Origin of the sequence: Caballeronia arationis, assembly GCF_001544975.2 — a bacterium.
In the GTDB taxonomy this organism is placed as follows: Bacteria; Pseudomonadota; Gammaproteobacteria; order Burkholderiales; family Burkholderiaceae; genus Caballeronia; species Caballeronia arationis.
This window is the reverse complement of the sequence record NZ_FCOG02000115.1, coordinates 1-18620: the sequence shown is the minus strand read 5'-3', so window position 1 is coordinate 18620 and position 18620 is coordinate 1. Positions and strand designations below refer to the sequence as shown.

Annotated in this window: 17 protein-coding genes and 2 pseudogenes; 15 read left to right on the top strand and 4 right to left on the bottom strand. The window is 59.8% G+C overall.

What is annotated here, in order from left to right; translation table 11 throughout:
- The 8 genes and pseudogenes from AWB81_RS33600 to AWB81_RS33565 form a co-directional block, all read left to right on the top strand.
- A pseudogene (locus AWB81_RS33600) lies at window positions 1-180 on the top strand (UxaA family hydrolase); the annotation flags it as partial.
- A gap of 145 nt (window positions 181-325) precedes the next feature.
- The gene (gene dctA / locus AWB81_RS33595; RefSeq protein WP_062641670.1) at window positions 326-1597 is read left to right on the top strand and encodes a C4-dicarboxylate transporter DctA; all 1272 of its coding nucleotides are present in this window, start codon (window positions 326-328) and stop codon (window positions 1595-1597) included.
- 101 nt (window positions 1598-1698) lie between these two features.
- The gene (locus tag AWB81_RS33590) at window positions 1699-2418 is read left to right on the top strand and encodes a succinate dehydrogenase/fumarate reductase iron-sulfur subunit (RefSeq protein WP_062641668.1); all 720 of its coding nucleotides are present in this window, start codon (window positions 1699-1701) and stop codon (window positions 2416-2418) included.
- A complete protein-coding gene (locus AWB81_RS33585; protein WP_062641665.1) occupies window positions 2418-2765 on the top strand; it encodes a succinate dehydrogenase/fumarate reductase transmembrane subunit in 348 nt (115 codons plus the stop codon). Before AWB81_RS33590 ends, AWB81_RS33585 begins: the two co-directional genes overlap by 1 nt.
- Window positions 2765-3118 carry a succinate dehydrogenase, cytochrome b556 subunit gene (gene sdhC, locus AWB81_RS33580; protein ID WP_062641663.1) on the top strand — a complete coding sequence of 118 codons (354 nt, stop codon included), beginning with the start codon at window positions 2765-2767 and terminating at the stop codon, window positions 3116-3118. The genes AWB81_RS33585 and sdhC overlap by 1 nt, the downstream gene beginning before the upstream one ends.
- A 53-nt stretch (window positions 3119-3171) precedes the next feature.
- Window positions 3172-4047: a fumarate hydratase gene (locus AWB81_RS33575; protein WP_062641661.1), complete on the top strand. Its 876-nt coding sequence runs from the start codon at window positions 3172-3174 to the stop codon at window positions 4045-4047.
- A gap of 4 nt (window positions 4048-4051) precedes the next feature.
- Window positions 4052-4666, top strand: coding sequence for a fumarate hydratase C-terminal domain-containing protein (locus AWB81_RS33570; protein WP_062641659.1), 615 nt, complete (start codon window positions 4052-4054; stop codon window positions 4664-4666).
- Window positions 4663-6420, top strand: a complete 1758-nt coding sequence (locus AWB81_RS33565; RefSeq protein WP_062641657.1) for an L-aspartate oxidase — start codon at window positions 4663-4665, stop codon at window positions 6418-6420. The genes AWB81_RS33570 and AWB81_RS33565 overlap by 4 nt, the downstream gene beginning before the upstream one ends.
- A 147-nt stretch (window positions 6421-6567) precedes the next feature.
- Here AWB81_RS33565 and AWB81_RS33560 read toward each other — a convergent pair whose 3' ends face one another.
- The 3 genes from AWB81_RS33560 to AWB81_RS33550 form a co-directional block, all read right to left on the bottom strand.
- On the bottom strand, window positions 6568-7872 hold the full coding sequence (locus tag AWB81_RS33560; protein WP_062641655.1) for an MFS transporter: 1305 nt from the start codon (window positions 7870-7872) through the stop codon (window positions 6568-6570).
- Between the two features lie 88 nt (window positions 7873-7960).
- Window positions 7961-8731 carry an enoyl-CoA hydratase/isomerase family protein gene (locus AWB81_RS33555; RefSeq protein ID WP_062641652.1) on the bottom strand — a complete coding sequence of 257 codons (771 nt, stop codon included), beginning with the start codon at window positions 8729-8731 and terminating at the stop codon, window positions 7961-7963.
- Window positions 8732-8769: 38 nt separating this feature from the next.
- The gene (locus AWB81_RS33550; RefSeq protein WP_062641650.1) at window positions 8770-10281 is read right to left on the bottom strand and encodes an acyl CoA:acetate/3-ketoacid CoA transferase; all 1512 of its coding nucleotides are present in this window, start codon (window positions 10279-10281) and stop codon (window positions 8770-8772) included.
- A 218-nt stretch (window positions 10282-10499) separates the two neighbouring features.
- Here AWB81_RS33550 and AWB81_RS33545 point away from each other — a divergent pair, with 218 nt between their 5' ends.
- From AWB81_RS33545 to AWB81_RS33530, 4 genes are all read left to right on the top strand, one after another.
- Complete coding sequence (locus AWB81_RS33545) at window positions 10500-11180, top strand: TetR/AcrR family transcriptional regulator (RefSeq protein ID WP_062641648.1); 681 nt, start codon at window positions 10500-10502, stop codon at window positions 11178-11180.
- A gap of 186 nt (window positions 11181-11366) precedes the next feature.
- The gene (locus AWB81_RS33540) at window positions 11367-12143 is read left to right on the top strand and encodes a 3-ketoacyl-ACP reductase (protein ID WP_062641645.1); all 777 of its coding nucleotides are present in this window, start codon (window positions 11367-11369) and stop codon (window positions 12141-12143) included.
- Window positions 12144-12150: 7 nt separating this feature from the next.
- A complete protein-coding gene (locus AWB81_RS33535) occupies window positions 12151-13320 on the top strand; it encodes a dihydrodipicolinate synthase family protein (protein ID WP_062641643.1) in 1170 nt (389 codons plus the stop codon).
- A 47-nt stretch (window positions 13321-13367) separates the two neighbouring features.
- Window positions 13368-14222, top strand: coding sequence for a sugar phosphate isomerase/epimerase family protein (locus AWB81_RS33530; protein WP_062641640.1), 855 nt, complete (start codon window positions 13368-13370; stop codon window positions 14220-14222).
- Window positions 14223-14381: 159 nt separating this feature from the next.
- On the opposite strand, the gene AWB81_RS33525 is transcribed toward AWB81_RS33530, so the two are convergent.
- The gene (locus tag AWB81_RS33525; RefSeq protein WP_062641639.1) at window positions 14382-15344 is read right to left on the bottom strand and encodes a LysR family transcriptional regulator; all 963 of its coding nucleotides are present in this window, start codon (window positions 15342-15344) and stop codon (window positions 14382-14384) included.
- A 120-nt stretch (window positions 15345-15464) separates the two neighbouring features.
- Here AWB81_RS33525 and AWB81_RS33520 point away from each other — a divergent pair, with 120 nt between their 5' ends.
- The 3 genes and pseudogenes from AWB81_RS33520 to AWB81_RS33510 form a co-directional block, all read left to right on the top strand.
- Entirely contained in the window at window positions 15465-16631 is a 1167-nt protein-coding gene (locus AWB81_RS33520) for a mandelate racemase/muconate lactonizing enzyme family protein (protein ID WP_062641636.1), read from the top strand.
- Between the two features lie 165 nt (window positions 16632-16796).
- A complete protein-coding gene (gene dctA / locus AWB81_RS33515) occupies window positions 16797-18152 on the top strand; it encodes a C4-dicarboxylate transporter DctA (RefSeq protein WP_062641634.1) in 1356 nt (451 codons plus the stop codon).
- A 119-nt stretch (window positions 18153-18271) separates the two neighbouring features.
- Window positions 18272-18550: pseudogene (locus AWB81_RS33510) on the top strand (NADP-dependent malic enzyme); the annotation flags it as partial.
- Between the last annotated feature and the right edge of the window lie 70 nt (window positions 18551-18620).

Below are 18620 nucleotides of genomic sequence, written 5' to 3'. Positions count from 1 at the left end.
ACGATGAGCGAACATATCGACGTCGACGTCTCGGGCATCCTGCAGCGCGAACAGAATCTCGACCAGTCCGGCGACCGTCTGCTCGAGTGCATGCTCGCCACCGCGAACGGCCGCTGGACCTCGGCGGAAACGCTCGGCCATCGCGAGTTCGTGCTCACGCGTCTGTTCGAAAGCGCCTGACGATCTTCGAACAGGAATATCGCCATAAGTGATGTAGACGACGCCTCAGAACAATCGTCCAGGAAAGAGGCGAGCGAGGTGCGACACCAAAGGACGCGCTCACCGCCTTCCCCTGAAGCAAGAGCGGTGAGCCGAAGGAGACACGATGTTACGCCGGCTCTTGAAGCACATCTACGTGCAGGTTCTGATCGCCATCCTGCTTGGCGTCTTGATCGGACATTTCTTTCCGGCATTCGGCCAGTCGCTGAAGCCGATGTCGGACGCTTTCATCAGGCTCGTGAAGATGATCACGCCGCCACTGATCTTCACGACGATCGTTTGCGGAGCATCGCAGATAGGGGACATTCGCTCCCTGGGTCGGGTGGGAGGAAAGACGTTCATCTACTTCGAGGTGGTCACGACGCTGGCACTCCTCGTCGGTATGCTCATGGTCAACATACTGGCCCCGGGCGAAGGCATGAACCTGCAGATCGGCACCACCGACACGCGGGTGCTGGCTCAGTACGAGACGGCCGCTCACCACGGCAATGGGCTGGTTGACTTCCTGTTGAGCATCATCCCGACAAGCTTCTTGGGTCCCTTCGCCTCCGGAGATATGCTGCAGATCGTCGTCATCGCGTGCTTCTTCGCAATCGGCCTGTCGTACCTCGGTCCCAAGGGAAAGCCACTGATCTCGTTCTTCGAAAGCGTCTCCGAGGTACTTTTCCGCATCGTCGCCGTGATCATGCGCCTCGCCCCGCTCGGCGCCCTCGGAGCGATGGGCTTTGCGGTCGGCAAGTATGGTTTGTCGGCGCTTCATTCGCTTGGCATGTTGCTGATCACGGTCTATATCGCATCGATCTTCTTTCTGGTGGTCGTCATCGGGTCGATCTGCCGGATGAGTGGCTTCAGTCTCTGGCGGCTGCTCATGCATCTGAAAGGCGAGATCCTTCTGGTCCTTGCGACGACTTCGTCTGAATCCGTGTTTCCGCAACTAATCAGGAAGCTCGAAGGGCTCGGTTGTCCGAAGCAGGTCGTCGGTATCGTCATGCCGATGGGTTACTCCTTCAATCTGGACGGCACCTGCGTAGCCCAGGTCATCTGCGCGATGTTCATCGCGCAGGCTTATGGCGTGCCGATGTCGTTTAACCAGCAGATTGCATTGATGATTTTATCGATGCTCAGTTCGAAAGGCGCAGCGGGAGTATCGGGTGCCGGCTTCGTCACGCTACTTGCGACGCTGTCGGCTTTCAAGCACATCCCCATCGAGGGCGCGGCGTTGATTCTCGGTGTCGACCGATTCATTTCCGAGATTCGCGCAGTCACGAACATGATCGGCAATGCCGTCGCGACGCTGGTCATCTCCGGCCTGGAAAAAGAGCGGGACGAGGCAAAGATGGCGTTCGTTCTGAAACGGCGCAGTGTCGGACAAACATAAACATTATGTTTGTCTCGACCGGAGAAATTCTCGCTTTTTCTTTGCATTGCGCCAGCGCACACTGAGTTTGCCAGGTGATGCACAACCCACTCAGAGACGACATGAGCAACAAGACACTCCGCGTGAAGGTATGGAGAGGGCGGACCTCCGGAGAGCTGGTTCCCTACGATGTTCCCCGGTTCGATAACCAGACCGTACTTGACGTCGTCACCTACATCCAACGCAATCTCCAGCCGGATCTCGGCTACCGGTACGCGTGCCGAGTCGGAATGTGCGGATCGTGCGCGATGAACGTCAACGGCAAGGCGCGCTGGACCTGTCGCACTCACGTGGCAAAGGTGGCCGTCGACGACGAACTCGAGATCACACCGCTCTCGAACTTGCCGGTCATCAAGGATCTGGCGACCAACATGGAGCGCTTCTTCGACAAATGGGCCGACGCCAAAGGCCAATTCAAGGGAGAGCGGACTAGAGAGGACGACTTCAGCAAGGTATCACCGCAAAGCAAAAAGCGGGAAGCTGCCGACGCGGGCATCGAATGTATCGGCTGCGGCGTTTGCTACTCGTCCTGCGATGTCGTGACCTGGCGGCCGGACTATCTCGGGCCCGCCGCGATGAACCGTGCGTGGACGCTCATGAATGACGAGCGCGACATCAACGGGACCGAGCGTTTGCATTCCGTCGCCGGCGATGCGGGATGCCACTCGTGTCATACCCAGGGCTCATGCACGGAGCGTTGCCCCAAGCATCTTTCACCTACGGCAAGCATCGCAGGACTGAAGCGGCTGATCGTAAAGGCCGCACGCGAGGGAGATCTGTAATGCAGTCACTGTCCCTGCGAACGCAGGCCCGTCTCTGGTACTGGCAGCGCATCAGCGCAATGGTGCTCGCTGCATGCGTCGTGCTCCACATCGTCGTGATCGTATATGCAGTGCACAGCGGCCTGAGCGAAAGCGCAATCCTCGCGCGCACGCATCGCAACTGGTTGTTCGCCAGCTTCTACACGGTCTTTGTTCTGGCGTGCACGGTGCACGTGCCCATCGGTCTTCTGCGCATCGCGGAAGAGTGGCTGAGCTGGCGTGGACGTTCGGCGCATGCCACCTGTGCGGTTGTTACGCTCGCGCTTGCGATCCTGGGAATGCGAGCGGTCTTCGGAGTGATTCTGTGATGAGAAAGAACGACTACCGCGCCAAATCGCACCCCGCATATTGGGCGTTCATCGTACACAGGGTTTCCGGGCTCGCACTGGCGTTTTTCATTCCTGTCCATTTCTGGGCGTTGGGCAAAGCGCTTTCGCACAATGGCGCGCTTGATGGGTTCCTCCGTTTCACCGACCGGCCATTGTTCAAATTCGCGGAGTGGGGCCTCGTCGTCCTGCTTTCCCTTCATCTGATGGGCGGGCTGCGTCTATTGGCGATCGAATTCCTGCCGTGGAACGGGTTACGGAAAAACTGGCTCGCGCTGGGTGCTGGCGCCAGCGCATGCACCGGCCTTGCCTTCTTGCTCGCGCTGATGCATTGAAGCGCGTTTGCAACGCGATACATCCCCACAAAAGAGACTCAGGAGACTTGAATATGAAACTCGATCTGTCGGCAATCGAGGAAGCCGCGAAAGAGCTCTACATCCGCGCATTAAAGATACTGCCGCCGGATGTGAAAGCCGGCATCGAAACACTTGCTTCGAGCGAGACCTCGCCGGTCGCGCAGCGCGTACTGAGCACGATGAAAACAAATATCCGCGTCGCTGAAGATACGGAAAACCTGCTGTGCCAGGATACAGGCATTCCCATCTACAACGTGGGCATCGGGCGCAATGTCGAGTTCGACGGTTATCAGCTGAAGGAAGCGATCCGTCGCGGTTGCGAGCGAGCCACGAAGGAGCATCCGCTTCGCTCTTCGGTGGTTCATCCGCTTACCCGCAAGAATAACCATACGTCATGCGGAATCGAAGTGCCGGTGATCCATATCGATTTCTCCCGTGAATCCGACCGCGTCACGCTCGAGATGGTCCCGAAAGGCAGCGGCTCTGAAAACAACTCATTCCTCAAGATGGCTGTGCCGGCGGAGGGCATCGATGCGATCAAGACTTTCGTGATTGACTGCGCCGTCGCGGCGGGCGGAAAGACGTGTCCCCCGACAATCGTCGGCGTGGGCTTGGGAGGGACGTCGGACCTGTCGGTCGCGTTGGCCAAACGTGCTGCTACCCGCGAGTTGGGCACGCGTTGCAACGATACCGAAGGCGCGGCGCTCGAAAAAGAGCTTTCGGCGGCGGTCAACAAGCTGGGCATCGGGCCGCAGGGACTTGGCGGCGACAGCACCGCCTTCGCGGTCCATATCGAGATCGCCTCCACGCACATCACGATGAACCCGATCGCAGTGAACATGCAATGTCACTCGGCTCGGCGTGCAAAGGCGGTGTTCTCCAACGAAGGTATCACCTACGGATTCTGACATCATGGCTCACTATGAACTGTCGACCCCGGTTGACGAGGCCCGAATTCGCAAGCTCCGGGTGAACGACACAGTTACGCTCGAGACCACGCTCTTTGGCATTCGCGATGCCACGCAGATTCATCTCTTCGACAAGGGCCGCACGACCGAATTCGATCTCCGTGGCCACGCTGTCATCCATACTGCGCCGAATGTCCGCAAGGTCATGCCGAGTCCCGAATACCCGGCGGGCTATCAGCCGGTCTGCATCGGAACGACGACATCCGATCGCATGGAACGCTTCACGCGGCCATTGATGGAGCAATACGGCGTTCGCATGATTGTCGGCAAGGGCGGATTGCGCGATGCATCGAAGGCCGCGTTCAAGGACCTTGGCGGTGTGTATCTTGCGATCATCGGAGGCACGGCGGCGCTCGAGACGACGTGGATCGAGAAGATCGAAGCCGTGGATCTCGACGACTTGAATCCCGAATCTCTCTGGCGATTCAAGATCAAGAACTTCGGGCCCTTGCTTGTCGCAATGGACAGTCATGGAAGCTGCCTGTACGACGCGGTCAGGGACACCACCGCTCAGCGACGGGCGGACGCATTGGCAAGCCTTGGAGTGTCCGCATCATGACCATCAAGCGAATTCAGACAGATATCCTTGTCCTTGGCTCGGGCGGCGCAGGGCTCTTTGCAGCGCTCCACGCGCATCAGACGGCGCCTGAGCTTTCAATTACTGTTGCGGTAAAAGGTCTGCTTGGAAAGTGCGGATGCACGCGCATGGTACAAGGCGGGTACAACGTGGCGTTGGCGCCGGGCGATTCCGTCGAACGTCACTTCATGGACACCATCGAGGGCAGCAAATGGCTCTCAAATCAGGATCTGGCGTGGACGCTCGTCAGCACCGCTGTCGAGCGTGTACGGGAACTCGAGAATGAGCTTGGATGCTTCTTCGACCGCAATCCCGATGGCTCAGTACATCAGAAGGCATTTGCAGGACAGACGTTCGACCGGACTGTTCACAAGGGCGATTTGACGGGTATCGAGATCATCAATCGGCTGGCCGAACAGGTGTGGAGCCGAGGCATCAATCGGCTGGAAGAACATCGTGCGATCGAATTGATCAAGACGCCTGGAGATGATGGCCTCGCCGGTGTGCTCATGATCGACATGAGAACGGGCGAGTTCGTCTTCGTCCAGGCAAAAGCGGTGCTGCTGGCGACTGGCGGTGGCCCGACGATGTACCGGTATCACACGCCTTCCGGAGACAAGAGCTGCGATGGCCTGGCGATGGCGCTGCGCGCCGGACTGACTCTTCGCGACATGGAGATGGTGCAGTTTCATCCGACCGGACTTCTTGCAGGTAGTCACACCCGGATGACGGGGACTGTGCTTGAGGAGGGGTTGCGAGGGGCGGGCGGTCACCTTCTGAATGGCAAGCATGAGCGCTTCATGCACAACTACGACCCGAGAGGCGAGCGTGCGACGCGAGATATCGTATCCCGTGGCATCTATGCGGAGATGCGAGCCGGTCGCACTTCTCCCAACGGCGGTGTCTTTATCCGAATGAGTCATCTCGGGCCGGAGAAGGTGCGAAAGCAATTCAAGGGAATGGTGGAACGATGTGCCGATTGCGGTTTCGATCTTGCCGGAGGCGAGGTCGAAGTGGTGCCGACCGCTCACTACATGATGGGCGGTGTGGTCTTCAAGGCGGACTGTCGGACTGACCTCGCCGGGCTCTTTGCCGCCGGTGAGGACACGGGTGGTGTACACGGAGCAAACCGGCTTGGCGGGAACGGAGTGGCGAACTCGACCGTCTTCGGTGGCATCGCCGGAGATAGCATGGCGCATTGGGTTCGTGCGAACAACGCCATGCGCGCGCCTGATGAGCAGGCGATACTTGCCGCGATCAGGGACGCGGAGCTTCCGTTCGCCCAGAAGGGCAAGCAGCTGGAAGCAATCCGGGAGTCGCTCTTCGAGTGCATGTGGAAGGATGTCGGAATCATCAGAAGCGAGGACGGACTGACAAGGGCGCGTGAAACGCTCGCTCAAATGCACGTCCAACTCATGACGACTGGCGTTGCGGATGGCGATCGAGCTTTCAATGCACAATGGCACGACTGGCTGAACCTGCGGAATCTCATTTCAGTCAGCCGGGTGATCACTGAAGCTGCGATTGCAAGAGACAACTCGCGAGGCGCCCACTTCCGAGAAGACTTTCCTGCTGCGGGAGATCTGGAGTCTTCGACCTTCACGACCGTCAGGCTTACAGATGGGAATGTCCAGATTTCCAAGGAAGCCGTGCATTTCGGGCGGGTTCGTCCTGGCCAAACGATTCTGACCGAAGAGAAAGAAGAGGCTGCCGCCCCGCCAGTAGTCGCGACCTGAATGCGCGAACCTTGCCGCGGGAATGGTTAAATTGAGAATCGCGCTTTGAATATCAGGAGCATGTCCCGCCGATTTCGAGTCGGTCCGGTCCGACACGCGGCGAGATCCTGGCCGCGCGTGGGCCGTGCATCGACTTCGAGGCTTACGTCATGTCGCGGATTCCGCAGATAGTTTTTTCAATTCCGACGTGGTCACCTGCGTAGGCTGGATTGCGCGCATGACGATCCACGCGAAAAGATAGGCGGATGCGCAGATGACGAACAGCATGTTGTAACCAGCCCCGATGTTACCGAGCACCTTGAAGTGATCGAGAATGGCACCCACCAAAAGGGGAAACAGCGTCGCGCCCAAGGAACCGGCCAATCCGCCGATTCCGACGACCGATCCGACCAACTCTTTTGGGAACATGTCGGAAGGCGTCGTGACGAGGTTCGCCGACCATCCCTGATGCGCGGCAGCAGCGAGGCTCAGCAACCCAACCATGGCCCACATGTTCTCGATCCACGGCGAGAAAGCGATGGGCACGACAAGAAACGCCATCCCGAGCATCGTGGCCCGTCGCGCCTTGCTGACAGGCCAACCCTTCGCGATCAGCTTCGACGAAATCCAGCCGCCACCGATGCTGCCGATTGAGGTCGCCGTATAGACAACCACGAGCGGCAGGCCGAGGTTCTTCATGTCGAGATGAAAGCGCGAGTTGAAGTACGACGGCAGCCAGAAGAGCATGAACCACCAGATCGGATCAGTGAGGAGTTTGCCGGCAAAAAACGCCCACGTTGCACGGAGTTTTAGCAGCGAAACCCAACTGACCGAAGGTCCATTCGATTTTGACGACACGCGATCGCCCGAGATGTATTCGAGTTCCTGGCTCGACACCTTCGCATGCTTTTGCGGTGCCTGATACATCACGTACCAGAAGCCCAACCAGACGAATCCCGTCAACCCGGTGACAAGGAACGCGGCCTCCCAGCCGTAGGTTGCAGCGAGCCATGGGACAACCGCAGGGGCTGCTACCGCCCCGATGCTCGTACCCGATGTCAGGATCCCGACCGCCAGCGCCTGCTCCTTGCGCGGGAACCATTCGGAGACGCTCTTGACGGCGCACGGAAAGCTTCCGGATTCGGATATCCCCAGCAGTGCGCGCATCACGCCGAATCCCACGGTGCTTCGCACAAGTGCGTGGCCGCACGCAGCGAGGCTCCAGACCAGCACGCAGACGCCGTAACCGATCTTGACACCGACCTTGTCGACGAGCTTGCCCGATAGCACCATCCCGATCGCATAGCATGCCGTGAATACGACGACGATGTAGCTGTATTGAACCTCTGTCCAGTTGAACCTCACGGCGAGATCGGGTTTTAGCAACCCCAACACCTGCCGGTCGAGATAGTTGATCGTCGTTGCAAAGAAAAGCAGGGCGCAAATGCGCCACCGATAGTTAGATCGGTCCATGTTTCGTCTCCTGACTGGGATAGCGTGTCTCTACACGCGACTTGAGGCTTAAGGCTTTCCGGCGACAGGCCCTGGGCGGGCCGGCCGCTTAACTGAACTCCGCGTGACGTTTCTCGCGAAAGGCTCTGACGCCCTCCAGCGCGTCGGGCGTCGCTTTGCATACGGATGCGGCGAACTCGTGAGCAAGTTCGGCTTGAGACGACTCGCACATTCTCAGCAGTCGCTTGCCGACGGAAAGGGACGCTTTCGATCGCCGCTGAAGGACGGCGCACACTTCGTCGACGCGTGTGTCGAGTTGATCGTCCGGGACTGCCTCATTGACGACGCCCCACTCGGCCGCGCGAAGCGCGCCGATCGGTTCGCCGAGCAGCACCAATTCACGGGTCCGGCTCGTGCCCACGAGTTCGGAGAGCCGCTGGCAGCCCATCCATCCGGGGATCGCTCCAACCGATGCTTCCGGAAATCCGATGGTCGCGCTGGTCGACGCGTATCGTAGATCGCACGACAAGGCGAGCTCGAACCCGCCACCGAGCGCGCTGGCCGAAAGAACGGCGATAGTCGGAATATCGAGTTCCGCGATGCGCCGGAAGACTCTGTTGCCTGCGCGGATGAATCGGCTCCCCATCGCTTCGGGGTCGATGTCACCCCATTCGTTGATGTCAGCCCCGCTCGAGAAAAAGCGCTTGCTAGTGGAGCGGAATGTGAGAACCCGCAGATCGCTGTCATCCTCCACCTGATGAAGCGCGGCATCGATATCGCGCAGCATCTCGAGTGTGAGGGCGTTGTGGCGAGACGGGCGATTGAGCGTGATTGTCGCAATACGGCCGCGGCGCTCGAAAAGGACGTCGGAATTCGACATGATGTTGAGCGTGATAGGTCAGTGTGGAAGAGTGAAGGCTAGTGAGTCGCGTCATGCAGCAGGTGATCGGCGATGAGCGGCTCGAACTCTATGCGGGACAGAACATCTCTTTGCAGGTCGACGCCTTCTGCAATTTCGATGAGCGTCACCCCGAGCGGGTCAAGCCGGAAGACGGCGCGTTCCGTGATGTAGATCACTTCCTTGCCGTCCAGGCGCGCCTGCACGCCGCTGAACGTGATGTGCCGCACTTGCTTCACGAGCTTGGGGAAGCTGCCAGGCGAGACGATGTCGAGCCGGTTGTCATGCCTCGTCACCTTCAACCCCTTGGCTTCGAACGCTCCGCAGAAGACGATCTTCCTCGCACCCTGCGCGATGTCCATGAAGCCGCCGGGACCCACGACCACACTGCCAAGCTTCGACACGTTGACGTTGCCCTCGGCGTCGAACTCGCCCATGCCGAGGAACGTGACGTCGATTCCGCCGCCGCTGTAGAAGTCGAATTGATCGACGCTCGGCAGGATGGCGTCGGCGTTGCGCGCCGCGCCGAACATGGCGCCATCGAGCATGCTGCCGTTGTGAATGCCTTGCTCCACGGAACCCCAGTAATCGGCGCGTCGTCCCTGCGAACGCAGAATCGCGGGGATGACGCCCGGAAAGCCGAAGCCGAAATTGACCGATTGATTACGCCCAAGCTCTTGCGCCGCACGTTCGCCGACGATCTCGCGCATGACATCGACCGTCAGCTTCTCGTCGTCACCGACCTCCATGAGCGCCTCGCCGCTGAGCGACGGATCGTATTCGCTCACGGCGCATTGGCGCTGCGCTTGCCACTCGACCGTCGTGTCGACGAGTATTCCCGGCACACGGACGAGCCGCGCGGGCACGTAGGCATCGGTGCGCCGCTTGACTTGCGCAATCACCTTGCCGCCGCTGTTGTGAGCCGCCAGCGCGACTGCATATATATCGAGGTCGGCCGGTTCGTGACGCACGCTCAGATTTCCCTTGTCGTCGGCCGACGAGGCCATCACCAGCGCGAAATCGACCTTGAACGGCTTGAAGCGCAGATATTCCTCGCCACCGATCTGGACGAGCTCGACGAGATCCTCCGTCGTGGCTTCGTTCAGCTTGCCGCCATCGACCCGCGGATCGACGAACGTGCGCAAGCCGACGCGCGTGATGACACCCGGCCGGCCTGCGCCGATCTCCCTGAAAAGCGTCGCGATGACGCCGCCCGGGAAGCTGTAGGCTTCGATCTCACCCGCCTCGGCAAGATGCTGCATCGCTGAAGACCAGACCCAGTGGCCGCCGATCACGCGCCGCACGAGGCCTGCGTGCGCCAAGCGTCCTAGCCCGCTGCCCTGTCCATCGCCCACGCCGAGCGCATGAACCACCGTCAGGTTGCGCGGATGACCCGTCTGGAGAAAGCGCTGCTCAAGCGCCTGCAGCAGCGCGTCCGGTTCGAGAAGACCGCCGCCCGAGCCCGTGATCGCGATCGTCGCGCCGTCGTGAATACTCGCCACGGCTGTCTCAGCATCAGTCCACTTATTCATGTCGCCTCCGAATTTGAAAGGAGCCGGCCGATGTGATGTATACCGAACCGGTTCGTTACTTGAAGCGGATGTTGTCAGATCGGAACTCTGCGTTCAAGCGGTACTTGCGATTTGTCGGGTTTACGATGACGCGGACGTGGAGAACGAACCGGCAGGCGGCAACACGCGGGTGGTGTAGAGTTTCCGCGTTCGCTTTCAACGATTCCGAGGAAGTTCAGATGCCGACCACGTCCCAGGACGAAAAAATTCCCCGAAAAACGACAGTTCGAGCCACGCCGAAACGCATGCGCGACCCGGTCCAGACCCAGGCGAAGATCCTGGCCGCAGCGAAGGCCGAGTTTTCGAAGGTCGGTCTTGGCGGCGCGCGGATCGAGTCGATCGCCGAGAAAGCCGGCGTCAACAAGCGGATGATCTACGAGTATTTCAAGGGCAAGGAGGAGTTGTTCCAGGCCGTGCTGGAAGAAGCCTGGACGAGCATCCGTACGGCCGAAAGCGAACTGGAACTGGATCATCTCGCGCCCGTGGACGCGATCCGCGAGCTAATGAAGTTCACCTGGGACTATTACCTGAAGCACCCGGAGTTCATGTCGCTCGTCAACAGCGAGAATCTTCATCGCGCGCGTCACGTGAAGAAGTCGAAGCGTTTTCGCGAGTTGCATACGGGCTTCATCGACATGCTGCAACGCATACTCGACCGCGGCGTAGAGAGCGGCGACTTCCGCTCGGGCGTCGACGCGCGGCAACTGCATCTGACGCTTGCCGCCGTCGGCTACTACTACCTGACCAATCGCCATACGGGCGAAGTCATTTTCGGCTTCGACTTCCTCTCGAAAGAGGCGCTGCAGGCGCGACTCGAATTCAACATCGACACCGTGCTGAGCGTTCTGCGTCCGCGGTAAATCCCTTTCGTTTCTAGCCGCAAATAGGGACAAGCACGCCTTGTCCCTATTTGCGCTTGTCCGCCGTTAGGGTAGACCCCCTTGACACGCCGTTCCATCGCTCGTTAAATACCGAACCATATCGTTACTTATGTGCGATGCAACGGATGCACCGCTTCTGAATTGTAAATCCCGAAGGAGACGAACATGATGGAACGACCGGTAGCCCTGGTCACCGGCGCGAGAAGGGGAATCGGCAAGGCGATCGCGCTCGAACTGGCCGATGCTGGCTTTGACGTGGCCGTCACGGACGTCCAGCCGTCCGCCGAGCTCGATGGTGTGTGCAACAGCATCCGCGATAGGGGCTCGCGCGCACATGCGGTCATCTCCGATCTCGGCGACATCGAGACTCATGAGGCACTGTTCCAGAACATCGAGCAGCACCTCGGGCGGGTTTCGTGTCTGGTCAATAACGCAGGCGTTTCCGTCCTGTCGCGCGGGGACCTGCTCAACGTCAGCGCCGAAAGCTACGATCGATGTCTCGGCGTCAACACCAGGGGGACTTTCTTCCTGATGCAGGCGTTCGGGAAACGCTTCGCCGGAGCCGGAGGCGCGATGACGGACCCGCAACCCTCGATCATCACGATCACGTCGTCGAATGCGGTGGCGGCCTCGCCGCAGCGGGCCGAGTACTGCGTGTCGAAAGCTGCTCTTTCGATGGCGACAACGCTCTTTTCATTACGGCTGGCGCCATTGGGCGTGAATGTCTACGAGGTTCAGCCGGGATTCATCGAGACCGAAATGACCGCACCGTCCAAAGCGCGTTATGACGCGCTGATCGATCAGGGGCTCACGGCCATCAAACGCTGGGGCAAACCGTCGGAGGTCGCGAAGACGATTCGCACGCTCGCTACGGGCGGTCTTCCCTACAGCGTGGGCCAGGCGATCCGCGTCGATGGCGGCCTTCTCATCAACAAATATTGAGTCGATCATGAACCTCACCGTGAAGCTCCCGACCTTGCAGTGCACGCTGGAACACTATCGCATTCAAGGCAATCCGCTCGACGTCGTCGCGCCGTCCCGCCCATTCAACCGCATCGCATATTCGGCGGCGCATGTGGTCGCCGATCCGCTCAACGCGACCGATCTTGGCAGCCGGCCGGCAATCGACTGGAAGAAGACGATCGAATACCGTCGCTACCTGCTCGGCCAGGGACTCGGGATCGCGGAAGCGATGGACACCGCGCAGCGTGGCATGGGCTTGCCGTGGGAGAGCGCGCTCGAACTAGTAGCGCGCACGTTGGCAGAAACCAGCGACATTCCCGGTGCGCTCATTGCTTCGGGATGCGGGACCGATCATCTGCCGGCATCCGCCGCGAATACCTGCGACGACGTCATCCGCGCGTACGCCACGCAAATCGAAGCGATTCAGCGCACCGGCAGCCGCATCATCCTGATGGCGAGCCGGGCGCTCGCGAAGGTCGCGCGCACGCCAGCGGACTATCGGCGCGTGTATGGCGAAGTGCTTTCGATGTGCGACCAGCCGGTCATCCTGCACTGGCTCGGTGAAGCGTTCGATCCCGAACTGGCTGGCTACTGGGGCGCCTCGACATTCGCGGAAGCGGCCGAAGTGTGCCTCGGTATCATCGCGTCCAATGCGCACAAGGTGGACGGAATCAAGATTTCGTTGCTTGACGAGGCGAAGGAAATCAGCTTTCGCCGTCGATTGCCGGCGAGCGTCAAGATGTACACAGGCGACGACTTCAACTATCCGTCGCTCATCGCGGGAGACGAAGCAGGCTATTCGCACGCGCTGCTCGGCATCTTCGATGCGATCGCGCCGGCCGCGTCGCAAGCGCTTGCCGCGCTCGCAGCGAACGACTATCGGAAATACGACGCGCTTCTCGCGCCCACGGTGCCGCTCTCGCGACACATCTTCCGCGCGCCGACGCAGTACTACAAGACAGGCATTGTCTTTCTCGCTTTCCTGAACGGGTTCCAGGATCACTTCTTCATGCTGGCGGGGCATCACGGCATGCGTTCGCCTGCCTATCTCGCGGAGGTGTTTCGTCTCTCCGACCAAGCCGGCCTGTTGCGTGATCCGGAAGACGCCGTGCGGCGCATCGGCCTCGTCATGAGTGGGCTTGGATGCGCACAGTAACGTCGGGCCGCGAACGCCTCTCGAACCCGAAATATGAAAGGGCATTCATGGAAACGCTACAGGGAAGACTCGATCGCTGTTCGATCAACACGGCCACGCTCGGCCACAGGGAACCGCTGAGCGTGACGATCGACCGGATTGCCAAGGCCGGTTTCGGCGGGATCGCTCCTTGGCGGCACGAAGTGGAGGCAGGCGACGTCAGGCAAATGGCCAAGCAGATACGGGCTCACGGCCTGACCGTCACGGGCTACTGCCGGTCGACTTACCTTCCCGCGGCGACGCGCGGGGAATTTGAAGCAAATATCGCATCCAACAAGGCAGCCTTACATGACGCAGCCGAACTGAATGCGCGCTGCTTCGTCATGGTGGTGGGCGGCATGCCTGAAGGCAGCCGCGATATTTGCGCTGCTCGTGCGCAAGTTTCAGAGGGCGTGGCAGAACTGCTCGATACCGCGAAGCAGGTCGGGGTGCCGCTTGCGCTGGAACCGCTGCATCCGATGTACGCCGCGGACCGATCGGTGCTGAACACGATCGCGCAAGCGCTCGACTTGTGTGAGCGCATCGATCCGAAAGGCGCATCCGAAGCGCTTGGCATTGCGATTGATATTTATCATTGCTGGTGGGACCCTGACTTGTTTCAGTCGATACAATCGGCGGGAATGGCACACCGTATCCTCGCCTTCCACGTTTCGGACTGGCTGCGCGACACGGATGACATGCTGCTCGATCGAGGAATGATGGGCGATGGGGTCGTGGACCTGCGCGCGCTGCGCCGCTGCGTCGAGTCGTCGGGTTATGCCGAGCACGTCGAAGTGGAGGTTTTCTCGGCAAAAAACTGGTGGCGCCGGGATCCTGACGAGATTCTCCTGGCGTGCGCGGAGCGACTGCAGGTCGTCTGCTAAGAGATGTTGCATCGCTGAACGAGGCTTTAGGGAAGGGACGTTTGCGGAGATACTTATTGTCCCCGCCAGTGGCTCGCATTGGCAGACTGCCGGTCATTCGCACGCGAGGACTGGTTGTCCGCAATGGGTTGAGGGCGGTAGATCGCATTGCTCCACAACTCATCCGCGCGGACTTCGCTTTTTCCGTTCACGCGGTTCGGTGCCCGTATCGACCGGGATGAAGGGTGCCTGGAATCGACCGACCAGGAAATCGATGAAGGCTCGCGCGCGAGCCGTCTGATTCTTTTGCCGCGGGTAGTAGACAAATAGGTCGGCGGAAGGAAGGACCGTGTTCGGCAACACGAGATTGAGCCGCCCGCTCTGCACGTACTTCGCGAGATCCCATTCCGATCGAATCAGTATTCCATGTCCCTCCAAAGCCCAACGCAGCACTATATCGCCGTCGTTGCTTGATAAAGCGCCTTTTACTTTGATTGCCTCGGTGTGGTCGTTCACGATGTAACGCCATACCCCGTAGGCGTCGTCGTTCTGCCGATGGATAATGCAGCGGTGTTCAGCCAGGTCTTCGACGCGCTCGGGTGTGCCGTACTTCTCCAGGTATTTCGGCGAAGCGCAGAGAAAACGACGATTGCTCATGATGCGCCGTGCGCTCAGGCGACTGTCGGGAAGTTCGCCAAATCTGATCGCCATGTCGAAAGCACCCTCAACTAAATCGACTGGCCGATCCGTCACTTCAAACTGAACTTCGACGCTAGGGAACCGCTTCGCGAACTCCGACACGAGTGGCGCGATCGTTGTCCGGCCGAATCCAAGAGTTGCGTTGATACGCAGAAGACCTTGCGGGTCACGCTTTGATCCAGAAATCGCTTCTTCCATCTCCCGGACTTGCCCAACTATCTGGGTGGCATATTGGAGATACGTTTCGCCTTCGGAAGTAAGACTCACGCTTCGAGTGGTGCGATTCACCAAACGTACGCCGAGTCGCTGCTCGATGACGCCAAGCCGCTTCGTTGCAGCCGGCGGGGACAGATCGAGCGCACGCGCGGCACCGGACAAACTCTTGAGTTTCGCCAGAAGAATGAAAAACTCGAAATCGGTGGCGGTTTGCGTTTCAGTATTCACCGGACGTGAAAAATGTAATAAACGAAAGTGCAGTGTAGCAGTGCTTTTCGCACTTAAGCTATGTCTCATATTGCAGCCGAGGGGTCGCAATACTGTTCAAAGAACCCAAGAGACAATGCCATGAGAATCGTCGAAATCCGCGAAAAAACCGTACCGATCAGCTCCCCGATCCGTAACGCCTACATTGACTTCAGCAAGATGACGCTGAGCCTCGTCGCCGTGGTCACCGACGTGATCCGTAACGGCAAGCCGGTTGTGGGCTACGGCTTCAATTCGAACGGCCGCTACGGCCAGGGCAAGCTGATGCGCGAACGATTCATTCCGCGACTGCTCGAAGCCGACTCCGCCTCGCTTGTCAACGATGCCGGCGACAACCTCGACCCGCACAAGATCTGGGCGACGATGTTCACGAACGAAAAGCCCGGCGGTCACGGCGAGCGCTCGGTGGCAATCGGCACGATCGACATGGCCGTGTGGGACGCCGTCGCGAAGATCGAAGGCAAGCCGCTCTTCCAGTTGCTGGCCGACCGTTACGGCAATGGCCAGCCCGACCGCAAGATCTTCGTGTACGCAGCGGGCGGTTACTACTACCCGGGCCAGGACCACGAAAAGCTCAAGGACGAGATGCGCAGCTACATTGATCGGGGCTATACGGTCGTGAAAAAGAAGATCGGCGGCGCGTCGCTCGATGAAGACCTGCGCCGCATAGATTCGATCCTGAGCGTGCTTGGCGACGGCCAGAAGCTGGCGGTCGATGCGAACGGCCGCTTCGATCTCGACACTGCGATCCAGTACGCGAAGGCGCTCTCTCAATACGATCTGTTCTGGTACGAAGAACCGGGCGACCCGCTCGACTATGAACTCCAGGCTACGCTGCGCAACTACTACGACAAGCCGATGGCGACCGGCGAAGACCTGTTCTCGATGCAGGACGCGCGCAACCTGATCCGCTACGGCGGCATGCGTGCCGACCGCGACTGGCTGCAATTCGACTGCGCGCTGAGCTACGGTCTAGTCGAATATCTGCGCACGCTCGACATGCTGCGTGAGCACGGCTGGTCGCCGAAGCGCTGTATTCCCCACGGCGGTCACCAGATGTCGCTGAACATCGCAGCGGGCCTCGGTCTTGGCGGAAACGAATCCTATCCGGATCTGTTCCAGCCGTATGGCGGCTTTCCCGACGGCGTCAAGGTCGAGAACGGCTACATCACCATGCCGGACCTGCCCGGCATCGGCTTCGAAGGCAAAGCCGATCTCTTCGCCGAGATGCAAAAGCTGTCCGCTTAAGCAGCCCTCAATAGGCATCGGCGCCGACAAAGAAAGTCGGCGCAGCGCTCACACAAAAACAATAGAGCGCAGGCGAAATCCGGCCCGTGCTCACCGCAGCGATCGACTGCGCTGCGGGCGCTCGCCCTGATTCCATCAAAAAGACGCCACGCATAGGAGACAGACATGCTGGTATCAATCAGGAAATCGCTTTCCAGGCTCTACGTGCAGGTCCTCATCGGTATTATCGCCGGCATCCTGCTTGGGCACTTCTACCCCGACATCGGCTCGCAGCTCAAGCCGCTAGGGGATCTCTTCATCAAGCTGATCCGGATGCTGCTGGCACCGATCATCTTTGCCTCCGTTGTGGTCGGCATTGCCCGCATGAGCGATCTTCATGAGGCGGGTCGAGTGGGTCTCAGGGCAGTGCTGTACTTCGAAGTCGCGTCGACGATTGCGCTTCTGGTGGGTCTCGTGGTCGTGAATCTCGTCAAGCCCGGTGCCGGCATGAACATCGATCCCGCCCATATCGACGGCTCGGCGATTGCGACTTACACGCAGGCGGCGAAGCAACACGGCACGCTCGATTTCCTGATGAGCATCGTGCCAAACAGCATCGTCGGCGCATTCGCGAACGGCGAGATCCTGCCCGTCATCTTCTTCTCGCTGCTGCTTGCCGTTGCGCTCGCCAGGCTGGGTCCGCGCACGGCACCGTTTGTCGACATGCTGGACATGTTCCTGCAAGGCATGTTCGGGGTGGTCCGGATCGTGATGTACGTGGCACCGATCGGCGCGTTCGGTGGCATGGCGTTCACCATCGCGAAGTACGGGATCGGCACGCTCGCTTCGTTCGGCCAGTTGATGCTGTGTCTGTATCTGACATCGATCTTCTTCGTGGTCGTCGTCCTTGGCATCGTGATGCGTGTGTGCGGACTGTCGCTCTGGAAGTTTCTTCGCTTCATCAAGGACGAACTTTTCATTACGCTCGGCACGGCGTCGACCGAAGCGGTGCTGCCGCAGATGCTGATCAAGATGGAAAGAATGGGTTGTTCGCGACCCGTGGTCGGGATGGTGCTGCCTACGGGTTACACGTTCAACGCGGACGGCACGGCGATCTACCTGACGATGGCGGCGATGTTCATCGCACAGGCAATGAATGTCCACCTGACGATCTGGGATCAATTGCTCGTGCTGGGCGTTCTCTTGCTGACGTCCAAGGGATCTGCCGGCGTGGCGGGCGCGGGCTTTGTAGCGTTGGCCGCAACGCTCGCCTCGATGCACAAGATTCCGGTGGAAGGACTGGTGCTCCTGCTCGGCGTCGATCGCTTCCTCAACGAGGCGCGCGCAGTCACTAACCTGATCGGCAACGGCGTGGCAACGGTTGTCGTGGCCCGCTGGGAGGGCGCGCTCGACATGAACGTCGCGCGGGCGATGCTCAATCGCGAAGGCGACACGAGCGTCGAGGCGTTGAAGCCGGCCGGACAGCTCGCAGGTGAGCCGATGGCGGCCCAAAAGCCAATCGTGCGACCGAGCGCTCATTGAGTCGCTGGTGTTTCGCTCGCCTGTCACGGCGCGAGCGGAACTGCCTGCGCGTCAGCCCTTCCAGGAATCGACAACATGACAAAGCGATCTGACACCACAAGCTTCCGCGAGGCTGCCCTTGTCCATTGTCGAACTGCGAATGCCGCAAACGCATCACGAGCCCGGTTTTCCACGCCGACCAGCATGGCACGGCAATCGTCGTTGCGGCGGCGATCATCAACGGTCTAAAGGTTGTGGGCAAGGACCTCGGGGAAGTCCGCTTGGTGGCGTCTGGTGCCGATGCGGCGGCGCTTGCCTGTCTCGATCTCCATGTCGACGCGGGTTTGCCGCTCGGTCAAATCTCCACTTGCGCCCCCAACTCAATGACGCGATTGGGCGGAATTTTGAAGTACTCGAGAGTGCCGAGTTCTTGCGCCTTTCTCACGGTCTCATCTTGGCGTTCGTGAGCGCCGATCCAGTTCTCGGTAA